The sequence below is a fragment of the Streptomyces himalayensis subsp. himalayensis genome (genome assembly GCF_013778455.1).
Taxonomy (GTDB): Bacteria; Actinomycetota; Actinomycetes; order Streptomycetales; family Streptomycetaceae; genus Streptomyces; species Streptomyces himalayensis.
In genome coordinates, this window is sequence record NZ_JACEHE010000015.1 from 170,859 (window position 1) to 183,823 (window position 12,965).

11 protein-coding genes are annotated in these 12,965 nt (G+C 71.6%); 7 read left to right on the plus strand and 4 right to left on the minus strand.

What is annotated here, in order from left to right:
• The first annotated feature begins 49 nt into the window (after nucleotides 1-49).
• On the plus strand, nucleotides 50-1,042 hold the full coding sequence (locus tag H1D24_RS24245; RefSeq protein WP_181659770.1) for an aldose epimerase family protein: 993 nt from the start codon (nucleotides 50-52) through the stop codon (nucleotides 1,040-1,042).
• Nucleotides 1,043-1,094: 52 nt separating this feature from the next.
• On the opposite strand, the gene H1D24_RS24250 is transcribed toward H1D24_RS24245, so the two are convergent.
• Nucleotides 1,095-3,551: a glycoside hydrolase family 3 protein gene (locus tag H1D24_RS24250; RefSeq protein WP_309484421.1), complete on the minus strand. Its 2,457-nt coding sequence runs from the start codon at nucleotides 3,549-3,551 to the stop codon at nucleotides 1,095-1,097.
• 231 nt (nucleotides 3,552-3,782) lie between these two features.
• Here H1D24_RS24250 and H1D24_RS24255 point away from each other — a divergent pair, with 231 nt between their 5' ends.
• Nucleotides 3,783-4,580, plus strand: coding sequence for an ArsR/SmtB family transcription factor (locus H1D24_RS24255; protein WP_181659771.1), 798 nt, complete (start codon nucleotides 3,783-3,785; stop codon nucleotides 4,578-4,580).
• A gap of 79 nt (nucleotides 4,581-4,659) precedes the next feature.
• Nucleotides 4,660-5,217 carry a TetR/AcrR family transcriptional regulator gene (locus tag H1D24_RS24260; RefSeq protein ID WP_181659772.1) on the plus strand — a complete coding sequence of 186 codons (558 nt, stop codon included), beginning with the start codon at nucleotides 4,660-4,662 and terminating at the stop codon, nucleotides 5,215-5,217.
• Between the two features lie 43 nt (nucleotides 5,218-5,260).
• Here H1D24_RS24260 and H1D24_RS24265 read toward each other — a convergent pair whose 3' ends face one another.
• Nucleotides 5,261-6,073, minus strand: a complete 813-nt coding sequence (locus tag H1D24_RS24265; RefSeq protein WP_181659773.1) for an EI24 domain-containing protein — start codon at nucleotides 6,071-6,073, stop codon at nucleotides 5,261-5,263.
• Between the two features lie 223 nt (nucleotides 6,074-6,296).
• Here H1D24_RS24265 and H1D24_RS24270 point away from each other — a divergent pair, with 223 nt between their 5' ends.
• Nucleotides 6,297-7,232, plus strand: a complete 936-nt coding sequence (locus H1D24_RS24270) for a hypothetical protein (RefSeq protein WP_258564267.1) — start codon at nucleotides 6,297-6,299, stop codon at nucleotides 7,230-7,232.
• An 862-nt stretch (nucleotides 7,233-8,094) separates the two neighbouring features.
• Here H1D24_RS24270 and H1D24_RS24275 read toward each other — a convergent pair.
• Nucleotides 8,095-8,580 (minus strand): MarR family winged helix-turn-helix transcriptional regulator, encoded by a 486-nt coding sequence (locus tag H1D24_RS24275; RefSeq protein ID WP_181659774.1) that lies wholly within the window; start codon nucleotides 8,578-8,580, stop codon nucleotides 8,095-8,097.
• A gap of 90 nt (nucleotides 8,581-8,670) precedes the next feature.
• Between H1D24_RS24275 and H1D24_RS24280 the strand changes: the two genes are divergently transcribed.
• The gene (locus tag H1D24_RS24280; RefSeq protein ID WP_181659775.1) at nucleotides 8,671-9,702 is read left to right on the plus strand and encodes an NADP-dependent oxidoreductase; all 1,032 of its coding nucleotides are present in this window, start codon (nucleotides 8,671-8,673) and stop codon (nucleotides 9,700-9,702) included.
• A gap of 59 nt (nucleotides 9,703-9,761) precedes the next feature.
• Here the strand turns inward: H1D24_RS24280 and H1D24_RS44400 are convergent, their stop codons facing one another.
• Nucleotides 9,762-10,448 carry an SCO2400 family protein gene (locus H1D24_RS44400; protein WP_445194923.1) on the minus strand — a complete coding sequence of 229 codons (687 nt, stop codon included), beginning with the start codon at nucleotides 10,446-10,448 and terminating at the stop codon, nucleotides 9,762-9,764.
• Nucleotides 10,449-10,670: 222 nt separating this feature from the next.
• On the opposite strand from H1D24_RS44400, the gene H1D24_RS24290 reads away from it, so the two are divergent.
• Both H1D24_RS24290 and H1D24_RS24295 read left to right on the plus strand, forming a co-directional pair.
• Complete coding sequence (locus tag H1D24_RS24290; protein ID WP_181659856.1) at nucleotides 10,671-11,831, plus strand: mandelate racemase/muconate lactonizing enzyme family protein; 1,161 nt, start codon at nucleotides 10,671-10,673, stop codon at nucleotides 11,829-11,831.
• Entirely contained in the window at nucleotides 11,828-12,838 is a 1,011-nt protein-coding gene (locus H1D24_RS24295) for a zinc-dependent alcohol dehydrogenase (protein ID WP_181659777.1), read from the plus strand. Before H1D24_RS24290 ends, H1D24_RS24295 begins: the two co-directional genes overlap by 4 nt.
• The last annotated feature ends 127 nt before the right edge of the window (nucleotides 12,839-12,965 follow it).

Below are 12,965 nucleotides of genomic sequence, written 5' to 3' on the forward strand. Positions count from 1 at the left end.
GGGCGCCCTGATCACGCGCCGCCCATGGCCCGGGCGTAGGGTCCTGATCATGCACAGCGAACTCTTCGGCACGCTTCCCGACGGCACGCCCGTCCACCGCTGGACCCTGGAGCGCGCCGGTGTGCGCGTCCGCGTCCTGACGTACGGCGGGATCGTACAGTCGGCCGAGGTCCCGGACCGGGATGGGCGTACCGCCCAGGTGGCGCTGGCGCTGCCCGATCTCCGGGGATATCTGGAGAACTCCGGGCCGTACCTCGGCGCCCTGGTCGGACGCTATGCGAACCGGATCGCGCACGGCCGTTTCCGGCTCGACGGCTCCCTCTACGACCTGGCGCAGAACAACGGGCCGAACAGCCTGCACGGCGGTGAGCAGGGCTTCGACAAGCGGGTGTGGGACGCGGAGCCGGTGGAGCAGGGAGTGCGGCTGTCACGGGTGAGCCCGGGCGACGAGGAGGGCTTCCCGGGCCGTCTGGAGGTCTCGGCGACGTACTCCCTGGACGAGTCGGGCGCGCTGCGCATCGCGTACGAGGCGGTGACCGACGCACCGACCGTGGTGAACCTGACGAACCACAGCTACTGGAACCTGTCCGGCGCCGACGCCGGTGCCGCCGCCGCTGCCGGGCACGAGCTGCGGATCGCGGCGTCCCGGATCACACCGGTCGACGCGGACCTGATCCCGACCGGCGAGCTGGCGGAGGTGTCCGGCACCCGGTTCGACTTCCGCACACCGCGCAAGGTGGGCAGCGGGTACGACCACAACTTCGTGCTGGACAAGGGGGTCACGAGCGCTCCCGAGCCGGTCGCGGAGCTGTTTGACCCGGCATCGGGTCGGGTGGTGACCGTCGCCACGACCGAGCCGGGCCTCCAGCTCTACACGGGGGACCACCTCGACGGCGGTCGCTACGCCCCGGGCGCCGGTGTCGCCCTGGAGACCCAGCACTTCCCCGACTCCCCCAACCGGCCGGAGTTCCCGAGCACGGTGCTGCGGCCGGGCGAGGTGTACCGGTCGGAGACGGTGTACGGGTTCGGGGTGCGGGGCTGACGCACGCCGCACCCCGCCCCCTGAGGACCGGCTCAGACCTTGATCTTCTCGCTCAGACCTCGATCGTCGCGCTCAGGCGGCGGTCCGCGACCGACCGGCCCGCCTGGATCTCGTACGCCCCCTTCACCGCCGCCCAGGCGCCGGACTGCTCGTCCCAGATCTCGAAGGCGCGGCGCGGGAGTTCGACGGTGACCTCGGCGGTCTCGCCCGGTGCCGCCTCGACGCCTGTGAAACCGGCCAGTTGGCGCACCGGCCGGTCGGCGGCGGGTTCGGCGGGAGCGACGTAGATCTGGACGACCTCGCGGCCCGCGCGCCCGCCGGAGTTGCGGACGCGGACCGTCACCGTGGTGCCGTCCGTCTCGATCGATTCGTACGTCCAGTCGGTGTAGCCGAGGCCGTGGCCGAAGGGGTACGCGGGTGTCGTGCCCGTCTTGTCCCAGGCCCGGTAGCCGATGAACACATCCTCGGAGTAATGGAGTTCGCCGTCGGTGGGGGTGACCTGCGTGACCGGGGCGTCCTCGAGCGTCGCGGGCCAGGTCGTGGGCAGCCTGCCGGCCGGTTCGTACGCGCCGAGCAGGACGTCGGCCAGCGCGGCGCCGCCCTCCTGGCCGGGGAACCAGCTGAGCAGGACGGCCGCGACGTCCTCGCGCCACGGCATCTCGACCGGGGAGCCGGAGTTGACGACCACGACCGTGTTCGGATTGACGGCGGCCACGGCTCGTACGAGATCGTCCTGGCGGCCCGGGAGCCGCAGGTCCGTGCGGTCGAAGCCCTCGGACTCGACGCGGTCGGTGGTGGCGACGACCACGATCGCCGTGTCCGCCTCGCGCGCGGCCTCGACGGCCTCGGTGATCAGCTCGTCGGCGTCGCGCTGCGGCTCGCGGTGGACGAGAGAGAAGCCGACGGCTTGGACGGGGGCGTCGTCGATCTTGGCGACGATGTGCTGGAGGGAGACCTCGACCGGCTCGCCGGCCGTCAGCTCGGCCCGGCCGCGCTCGACCGGCGCGCCGAAGAACGCCTCGAACGGGTCGGACTCCGGCCCGAGTCCCTGCGCCCCCTCGAAGAGCACCTCGCCCGCGACGGTGAGCCGGAAGCCGCCGAGGCCGCGGGTGCCGAACGAGTGGGCGCCGCTCTCGCGCGGGGTGAAGGTGCCGGTGAGTTCGACGCTGTGCAGGGCGTCGTAGGAGACGCCCTCGGGCAGGTCGCCGCCGAGCCACTGGATCTGGCCGCCCGGCACGGACGCCGTACCGATGATCTCTCCCGCGGCGTCGCGGCACACGGCCCGCAGCTCGAAACCCTTCCCGGCGGCGGCGAGTTCCTCGGTCGGATCGGCGCCGAGTGCGTACGTCAGCGTGGCGGCGGGCAGTGCCGCGGTGAGGCCGTCGAGCGGGGAGACGATGCGCCTCGGGAAGACGCTCGCCGATCCGCCGCCGAGCACGCGCGCGTCGCGGGCGGCGGCGCCGAGGAGCGCGATCTTGCGTACGCGGGCGGGGTCGATGGGAAGGACGGGGCCGCTCTGAACGGCCTTGTTGCGTACGAGCACGAAGGAACGGCGTGCGATCTCGCGGGCCAGGGCCTCACCGTCGATCTCGGCGGGCGGCTCGGTCACGACGGGGTCGGCGCCTTCGAGGGCGCCGACGCGGGCGGCGAGCCGCAGCACGTTGCGTACGGCCTCGTCGACCTTCGCCTCCTCGACCTCGCCCGCGCGGACCGCGGCGGCCAGCGCCTCGCCGTACACGGTCACCGGGCCGGGCATGGCGACGTCGAGGCCGCCATCGATGGCACCCGCCGTCGACCGGGCGGCCAACCAGTCCGAGACGTTGAACCCGTCGAAGCCCCATTCGCCGCGCAGGACTTCGTTCACGAGCCGGCGGTGCTCGGTCATCGTCGTGCCGTTGACCGAGTTGTAGGCGGTCATGATGCCCCATGGGCGGGCGTTCTCGACGATGGCCTCGAAGGGGGCGAGGTACAGCTCGCGCAGGGCGCGGGCGGAGACGACGTTGTTCACGGTGAAGCGGTCGGTCTCGGCGTCGTTCGCCACGAAGTGCTTCACAGTGGTACCGACGCCGCCGGACTGCACGCCCTGCACATAACCCGTGCCCATACGGCCCGTGAGATACGGGTCTTCGCTGTACGCCTCGAAGTGGCGGCCGCCGAGCGGGGAGCGGTGCAGATTGACGGTCGGCGCGAGGAGGATGTGGACGCCCTTGCGGCGGGCCTCCTGGGCCAGAAGGGTGCCGGCGCGGCGGGCGAGGTCCGGGTCCCAGGTGGCGGCGAGCGCCGTCGGGGACGGCAGCGCGATGGACGGGTCGTCGGCGCTCCAGCGGACGCCGCGGACACCGATGGGACCGTCCGACATCACGAGCGACGCGAGGCCGATCTCCGGCAGCGCGGGCAGCGACCACATGTCCTGTCCGGCGAGCAGCCGCGCCTTCGCGTCGAGATCGAGCCTGCCGAGCGCGGCCTGCACCGCCGCCTCGCGGGCCTGGTCCGCGTGGGTCTCCGCCACGGTGGCACCTCCTCGTTGAAGTCCCTGACGTCCCTTGGACGCCCACCCATCCTGCACCTGGCGGCCTGTAGAGTGGTAGGTTTCGTTATGCTCTCGTTATATTTCCCCGGCTTTGGAGGCATCGGACCCTCCTGGACCCAGGGGTACCAGGGGTACCCGTTGACATGCAGCCGTATGGCTGCCTATGGTTCAGGCAGCCATACGGCTGCATGAAGGGGATGGCGAGAGACGATGGACGAGGTGTTCAAGGCACTGGCCGATCCCAGTCGCCGCCGGCTGCTGGACAGCCTGAACGCCCGCAACGGGCAGAGCCTGCGCGAACTGTGCGCCGGGCTCTCCATGGCCCGCCAGTCCGTCAGCAAACACCTCGCGGTACTGGAGACGGCGAACCTGGTGACCACGGTGCGGCGCGGCCGCGAGAAGCTGCACTACCTCAACGCGGCACCGATCAACGCCATCGCCGAGCGCTGGATCCACCAGTACGACCGTGAGCGGGTGCGCGCGCTCGCCGACCTGAAGCGAGCATTGGAGCAAGAGCCCATGACCAGCGACGAGTTCGTCTACACGACCTACATCAACACCACACCGGAACGGCTCTGGCAGGCGCTGACCGACCCGGCTTTCACCCGCCGCTACTGGGGCGTGGCCTTCGAGACGGACTGGAACACCGGTTCGGCGATGGTCTGGGAGGAGGGCGGGAACAGGACCGCCGATCCCGCTCAGGTGGTCCTCGAGTCGGAGCCTTTCCGCCGCCTGTCCTACACCTGGCACACCTTCACACCGGAGTGGGCGAAGTCCGCCGGGGTGAGCGACGACGTGCTCGCCAGGATCTCCGCCGAGCGCCGTTCCAAGGTGACCTTCGAGATCGAACCGCTCGGGCAGATGGTCAAGCTGACCGTCGTCCACGACGGCTTCGACCCGGGCAGCACCGTCCTGGACATGATCCGCGGCGGCTGGCCGGCGCTGCTGTCCAGCCTCAAGACGCTGCTGGAGACGGGCGAGGCACTGCCGGAGCCCGCGTCCGAGTAACCGCAGCTGTTCTACTGGTCCGGCCGAGCCGCCCCCGGCGAGCGAGGAGGCGGCAGGCCAGGGGAAGGAGACCGACACCATGGCTGCCAGGGCCAGAAGCCAGGAGCGCCGTGCGGAGATTCTGCGCGCCGCCCTGGAGGTGATCGCCGAGCGCGGTTACCGGGGCGCCAGCCTGGCGGCGGTCGCCGAGCGGGTCGGGCTCACGCAGCAGGGGCTGCTGCACTACTTCCCCACCAAGGAGGCGCTGCTCGTCGCCGTACTGGAGGAACGCGACCAGTGGGACTCGGTGCCGGACTCCCAGTGGCGGCTCGACCTGCTGGGCTCACTCGTCGAGTACAACGCGATGCGGCCCGGCATCGTGCAGACCTTCTCGGCCCTGCTGGGCGAGAGCGTCACCGAGGGGCATCCGGCGCGGGAGTTCTTCACGCGGCGGTACGCCGCGGTGCGCGGGAACATGGCGCAGGTGCTGCGCGCCGAGTACGGCGACCGGCTGCCCGGAGGGCTGACCCCCGAGCAGGCGGCTCCGCTGATGGTGGCGGTGATGGACGGGCTGCAGTTCCAGTGGCTGCTGGCCCCGGACGAGGTGGACATGCCGGAGGTGTTCCGGGACTTCCTCCGGCTGCTGGGCGGCGGCTGACCCGTACCGCCCCGCGGTGCGGCTGACCCGTACCGCCCCGCGGTCATGAGGCGGTTGATTCGCCTTCCGCCATCTCGTCGTCCGCCTTTTCGTCGTCGCTGTCGTCCCGGGCGCTCTCCCCGAGCAGGTCCCGCGCCATCAGCGTCGCGCCGGCCACCGCGCCGGGCATCAGGAACACCGCGACGAACGGGACCAGGAAGGACACGGCCAGCGGCGTCCCGAAACCCCAGGCCAGCGCCTTGCGGGCGCGCAACATGACGAGCCGGTCGCGGAGTTCGACACCGCGGCGCTGCATCGCGACCGACGTGAGCTCCTGGGAGAGGAAGAACCCGGTGACGAAGAAGCCGAGCACCGGGATCACCGTCTGGCCGATGAACGGGATGAATCCGAGGGCGAAGAGCAGTACGCCCCAGAGTCCGGCCCTGACGAGCACGCGGAGGCTGTCCCGGGCGGAGATCCACAGCTCCCGCCAGAGCGGCAGCCCCGACTCCGGCGCGGAGCCGTCGGGCGACACGGAGCGGTCGACCTTCTCGGACAGCGCCTCGTAGAAGGGCTGTCCGACGAGCAGGGTCACCGCCGTGAAGGTGAGGACCGCGAGCAGCAGCCCCAGGGCGTACAGGACGGCGGTCAGGAAGCCGCGGAACAGGCCGAGCCACGGCGAGGCCCAGTCGTCGGCGAAGGGTGTGGCCCAGCCGACGAAGTCCCCGCCCCAGAGGGCGAGCGCGGTCAGTGCGGCGGCGTACAGCACGAGGGTGATCAGGCCGGGCAGCAGCCCGAACCCGTACTGGCGCCTGTGTCGGGCAACCCAGCGTTGGCCCTTGGCCAGGTATGCGAACCCCACCCCAAGATCATGCATGGCCCGAACGATACCTGGCGGGGCGACTTGGGTGGGCCGGTGCCTGGACTGGTAGCTGCTTCCCGTAGCTGTCGCCGGCGTCGGTGCCGATTCAACTCACCTGCAACGAGAAGGCTTTGAGGCAACGACTGCCCCGACGGAACCCGTACGTTCACATGGGGAGGGCATGCTGAGTGCGGAACCGGCCGCCGCCACGCGCCGCACCGGAGCAACGAGGAGGGCCATGAACCCGATTCAGATCCCGATCCCGAGTCAGATCCCGATCGCGATGCCGATCCAGATCCCGATCGCGATGCCGATCCAGATCCCGTCCGTCCCCGGTGTGGAGTCCGTGGTGCGCATGGCGCGCAGCACGGGGGAGCTCTCCGGCCGGCTGCTCGACACCGCGGGGAACATCACGCGGATCGTCGTCAACACCCTTGATCCGCGTGACGGTTCGGGCTCCCAGATGCTGCGCATGCTGCAGGAGACCACCGCAGAGCTCGCCGAGGCCAGTGCGTCGCCGCAGGCGCAGGAGGCCTTCTACCGGATCGTGGACACGCTCACGCGGCTCGGCGCGACCGGTGCGCCGCTTGCCGTTCACCCCGTGAGTCAGCCCACGCAGGCGCTGCTCACCGCGCTCGGAGACAGCCTGCTGCCGCTGCTCGACGCGGTGGAGCCCGCGGTCGAAGAGTGCGCGGCCGCGATCAGTGAGCTGGTCGAGGCGTCGTCGCCGCTGCTGCCGGCCGCGGCGGGGGTGGCGGCCGGGGCGCTGCTCGTCCTCACACCCGTTCTGCTGGCCGCCGCCGATGTACTGCGCGACTCGGGTCCCGAGCTGCGCCGGATCGCCGACGCGCTCACGGCGGCGCTCGCCCCGCTGCTGCCGCTCCAGGTCGCGCTGGCGGAACGGGCGGCGGGTGCCGGGGCCGGGGTGGTCCGCTCCGCGCTCCCACCCCTCGCTGACGTCGTCGAGGCCGCGGCCGAGGCCATGAAGACGTTCCGCCCGGTCCTGATCGCAGGCGAGGAGCTCCTGGTCTCCGGCCTGGAGCGGCTCCAGCCCCTCCTCCTCGCCACCGCGGCCCGCACGGGCCACCTGGCCCGCGCCGCCGCGGTCCGCGTCACGGCGGCGGCTGCGCCTGCGGCGGACCAGGGGGTGGTGGTGGCGGTCCACGCGACGTGAGAGTCCGCGTGACGTGAGGGCGACGCGACGTGACCGTCCACGCGACGTGACGACGGGCGTCGGCGGGAGCCGCGGCGCGGGTGGGCTACGCGCCGCAGGTCGGCCGGGCCACCACGCGCGCGGGCCAGGCCACCACGTGCGCGGGCCAGGCCGCCACGCGCGCGGGCCAGGCCACCACGCGCGCGGGCCAGGCCACCACGCGCGCGGGCCAGGCCGCCATTCGGCAGGGCCGGGCGGCCAAGCCCGCCGCCGGGATGTCCGGGCAGCGCGGCTACATCGGCGGCTCCGCCGCCATTCGCGCCACCGCGCTGACTCCCCCTCCACAGCGCACTGCGCGTGCCGTCACCCAAGCGCAGCACGCCACGGCCCCACGCCACCGAGCCGGCTCCCCCTCCGCAGCGCGCTGGGGGTGCCGACGTCACCCGGCGCAGCCCGCTACGAGCCCGAGGCCCGGCGGCACACGCGGCTGCCACCGCACCATCGCCCCCGAGCGCAGGGGTGGTGGTCGCGATCGGGCGACTGCCCTGCCCGCCCGGGCAGGGCACCAGCCTCAGCACGGCCCGTCCGCCGCCGCAACCACGCCAGGACCATTCCATCGCGCCCCGACCACGCCGGTGCCCTGCCCGCAGCCAGGGCACCGGCCCGTCCGCCGCCGCAACCACGCCGGGGCCAGTCCATCGCGCCCCGACCACGACGCGCCCTGCCCGCAGCCAGGGCACCGGCCCGTCCGCCGCCGCAACCACGCCAGGGCCAGTCGGTCACGGCACCCCGTCAGCCCCGCACGGCACCCCCTCAGCCCCGGTCGGACGTCGGCGCCCCCGGCCGGGGCCCGATCAGACGTCGGCGCCCCCCCAGAGCCCGGTCAGACGCCGCTGTCCCCGTCCGTACCCACATTCACGGCGTCGGCGACGTCACCGCCGGCGCCCACCATCCTGCGCAGCATGTCCCGCAGGGACACCCGTTCGTCCTGGGACAGGCCCGCCAGGGGCCGCCGTGCGAAGTCCAGTGACTCGCGCAGGCTTCGCGCCGTGCGCAGGCCCTCCTCCGTGGGTGCGGCCAGCTTCACCCGGCGATCGGCGGGGTCGGGGCGGCGTTCCACGAGGCCGCGGGCCTCCAGCCGGTCGATGATCCCGGTGACGTTCGACGGCTCGCACTTCAGTTTCTGTGCGAGCTGCCGCATGGGCAGCGGCTCCAGGGACAGCAGCCCCAGTACACGGGCCTGCGCGCCCGTCAGCGCATGCCGGCCCGCCGCCTGCTCGTACTCCTCGTGGTAGCGCGCCACGACGGCGCCGATGAGTTCGACGACCTCGAGGGTCAATGAGTCTGTGCGGGTGTTCGGGCCGGTCATGGCCCCCAGGCTACCGCTTTACTTGACACCCTGAAATATTCAGGAGCATGGTTGTTTCAGAACATGAAACATCTCTGAAAGGCGCCTCCCATGTCCGTGAGCCCCGACCAGCTTCCCGCGACCAGCCGCGAATGGCACCTGGTCAGCCGCCCGCACGGCTGGCCCAAGCCGGAGGACTTCGCCCTGCGCGAGGTGGAGATGCCGCAGCCCGGCCCGGGCCAGGTGCTCGTGCGTAACCTCGTCCTGTCCGTGGACCCGTACATGCGTGGCCGGATGTCCGCGGCCAAGTCTTATGTCGCGCCGTACGAGCTCAACGAGCCGATGCAGGGCGGTGCCGTCGGCCGCGTCGTCGCGTCGGACGTCGAGGGCCTGCAGGCCGGCGACCACGTCCTTCACTACGAGGGCTGGCGCGAGTACGCGGCGGTGGACGCCAAGTACGCCGTGAAGGTCGACCCCGAGGCGGCGCCGCTGAGCACCTACCTCGGCGTGCTGGGCATGCCGGGCCTGACCGCGTACGCGGGACTGCTGCGCGTCGCCGGGTTCAAGGAGGGCGAGACGGTCTTCGTGTCCGGCGCGGCCGGCGCCGTCGGCAGCCAGGTCGGCCAGATCGCCAAGCTCAAGGGCGCGGCGCGCGTGATCGGCTCGGCGGGCTCGGACGACAAGGTCAAGCTGCTCGTCGAGGAGTACGGCTTCGACGCGGCCTTCAACTACAAGAACGGCGCGGTCTCCCAGCAGCTGCGCGAGGCCGCCCCGGACGGCATCGACGTCTACTTCGACAACGTCGGCGGTGACCATCTCGAGGCCGCTATCGGCTCCCTCAACAGGGGCGGCCGGATCGCCGTCTGCGGCATGATCTCCGTCTACAACGCCACCGAGCCCGCGCCGGGCCCGCGCAACCTCGCCCGCCTGATCCAGACCCGCGGCCGTATCGAGGGCTTCCTCGTCGGCGACCACTACGACCTGCAGCCGCAGTTCGTCCAGGAGGTCGGCGCCTGGGTCCGCTCCGGTGAGCTGAAGTACCGCGAGACCGTCGTCGAGGGCATCGAGAACAACCTGGAGGCGTTCCTCGGGGTGCTGCGCGGCGAGAACACCGGGAAGATGATCGTCACGCTCGAGAGCTGACCGTTGCGGCCGTGGGGCGTGGGCCGATGCGGCCGACGCCCCACGGTCCCGCCATCAGCTCAGGCGCACCACCACAGAAAGCGTGTGCACGTCTCCGACGGCTCCGGGTCCGGCGTCGGCGCGGAAGCGGTCGGCCGAGGTGCCGACGCCGGGGGCGCGGTCATCGTCGAGCCTTGGGACGAGGGCGTCGCGGCCGGGGCCGACGAGCCGGATTCCGAGCCTGACTGATCCTCCCCCGCCTTATCCTCTTCGTCCTTTTTCTTCTTTTTGCCCTTCTCGGATGCCGACGCCGACGGCGAGGCACCGGAGGGCTCCGCATCCGCCGAGTCCACGCCTGAGCCCACCTCGCCGCCGATCGACTCCGCGGTACTCGCAGCGGTCGGCAAGTCGTCCATGGCATCGTCCGCCGCACCGCCGGGCGCCGCGGAGGTCTTACTGTCGCCCGGCGCCTCGGAGGCCAGTTCGGCCAGGCTCAGGCCGCCGACCGCGAGCACAAGTCCCGCGGTGATCAACAGCGTTCGGCGGCGCCTGCGGCGGCGCGCCCGGGCGGAGGCTCGGCCTCCCCTGCCGCGGCGATCCCCTTGGGCGTACTCCGTCTCTTCGTCGTACGCCTCGCCCAATCCGTCCGCGGCCTCCTGGGAGGCGACGGCCTCCGCATACTGGCGACAGGCTTCGGCGGGCGTTCCGCACCCCGGGCAGGCGAGGGCGCCATTGAGGTGCCTTCGGCACGGGTGGCAGTAGTCCATGACGCACGCAGGCTAGGTGCAGCGCCGGTTACGGAGAAAGTGACTGGTGTGAAAATTGTGTAGGGAATAGATCGTTCCGGTGCGCCGGGCGAGACCTCTGCGGCATGTCGCCGCAACACATATGTGCCTGAACCATTGACACTCGACCTGCGCCGTCCTTACTGTCTCGCCAGCATTTCGAACGTGAGCCGAAATTTCGAACAAGCACTGGGGGCAATTTCCGTGCGCATCACCGGAATCAGCACATACGTGGTCGGGACGCCCTGGCGCAACCTGACGTACGTCCAGGTGCACACCGACGAGGGCATCACAGGTGTCGGCGAGACCCGGATGCTCGGCCACACCGATGCGCTGCTCGGCTATCTGCGCGAGGCCGAGGCCAACCACATCATCGGTTCCGATCCGTTCGCTGTCGAGGACCTGGTCCGCCGCATGAAGTACGGCGACTACGGCCGCGCGGGCGAGATCGTGATGTCCGGCATCGCCGTGATCGAGATGGCCTGCTGGGACATCAAGGGCAAGGCCCTCGGGGTGCCCGTGTGGCAGCTCCTGGGCGGCAAGGTCACCGACAAGGTCAAGGCGTACGCCAACGGCTGGTACACCACCGAGCGCACCCCGGAGGCGTACCACAAGGCCGCGCAGGAGGTCATGGCGCGCGGTTACAAGGCGCTGAAGATCGACCCGTTCGGGACGGGGCACTTCGAGCTGGACCACGAGCAGAGCCTGTACGCGGTGTCGCTGATCGAGGCCGTGCGGGACGCGATCGGCCCGGACTCCGAGCTGATGCTGGAGATGCACGGCCGCTTCTCGCCCGCGACCGCCGTCCGGCTCGCGCGCGAGCTCGCTCCCTTCAAGCCCGCGTGGCTGGAGGAGCCGGTGCCGCCGGAGAACCTCAAGGCGCTGGAGAAGGTCGCCGCGAAGGTCGACATGCCGGTCGCGACGGGTGAGCGCATCCACGACCGGATCGAGTTCCGCGAGCTCTTCGAGAGCCAGGCCGTGGACATCATCCAGCCCGACGTCGGCCACATCGGCGGCATCTGGGAGACCCGCAAGCTCGCGGCGACCGCGGAGACGCACTACATGCTGGTCGCCCCGCACAACGTCGGCGGCTCGGTGCTGACGGCGGCGAGCCTCCAGGTGGGCTTCACCGCGCCCAACTTCAAGATCCTGGAGCACTTCAACGACTTCGCGGACGCGGAGATCAAGAAGGTCGTCAAGGGCGCCCCGCAGGTCGTCGACGGCTACTTCCACATCTCGGACGCACCCGGTCTCGGCGTCGAGCTCGACACCGACGCGGCCGCCGAGTTCCCGCAGCAGCAGGCCCGGTTCGACCTGTGGGCCGAGGGCTGGGAGAAGCGGGCCCCGAAGAAGGGGCAGCAGTGAGCACCGCCGTCGTACTGGACGCGCCCGGCTCCTACCGGCTGGTCGCGCACACGCCGCGCGACCCCGCGCCCGGCGAGGCCCTCGTCCGCGTGCACGCGAGCGGGATCTGCGGCAGCGACCGCGAGATCTACCAGGGCAACCGGCCCGAGGGCTATGTGCGCTTCCCCCTCACGCCCGGCCACGAGTGGTCCGGGACCGTCGAGGCGGTCGGCGACGGCGTGCCCGCCGGGCTCGTCGGCCGCAAGGTCGTCGGCGAGGGCTTCCGCAACTGCCAGGTGTGCGACCGGTGCCACGCGGGCGAGACGACGCTGTGTACCGCGGGCTACGAGGAGACCGGGTTCACGCAGCCCGGCGCCATGGCCGCCACGCTGACGCTTCCGGCCCGGCTTCTCCACATCCTGCCGGACGACGCCGATCTGACGGGCGCCGCGCTCCTCGAGCCCGCCGCCTGCATCGCCGCGGCTGCGCTGAAAGCGAACGCGCGGCCCGGCGAGCGGGTCGCCGTGGTGGGCACCGGAACGCTCGGGATGTTCGCCGTGCAGTTCCTCGCGGCGGGATCGCCCGCCGAACTCCTTGTGGTCGGCACCCGCCCGGACCGGCGCGAGATGTCGCTGTCCTTCGGGGCCACCGACTTCCGTACGCGCGATCAGGAGCTTCCCGACGACTTCGACGTGGTGATCGAGACCGCGGGATCGGCCTCGGCCGCCCGTACGTCGGCCGCCCTGCTCCGGCGCGGCGGGCGGCTCGTCCTCACCGGCATCCCCGCGCCGGGCGCCGACGGGCTCGACCCGACGGACCTCGTCGTGCGCCAGCTCGAGGTGCAGACCGTCTTCGGCGCCCCGCCCGCGGCCTGGGCGCACACCGTACGGGCCTTCGGCGCCGGGCTGCTGAACCCGCTGCCGCTGGTCACCCACGAGCTGCCCCTCACGGGCTTCGCCGAGGCCATCGAGCTGGTGGGCTCGGGCGACCCCAAGGTCGGCAAGGTCCTGCTCAAGCCGGCGGCCTAGACCGTACGCCGGTACGGGGGCTCCTGACACCCCCGTACCGGCGTACACCCACAGCTCCGAACCTCGTACGAGATATCAAACGCGTAAACGCGGCCGCACAGACGCCGTTGATCGACTATCAACACAG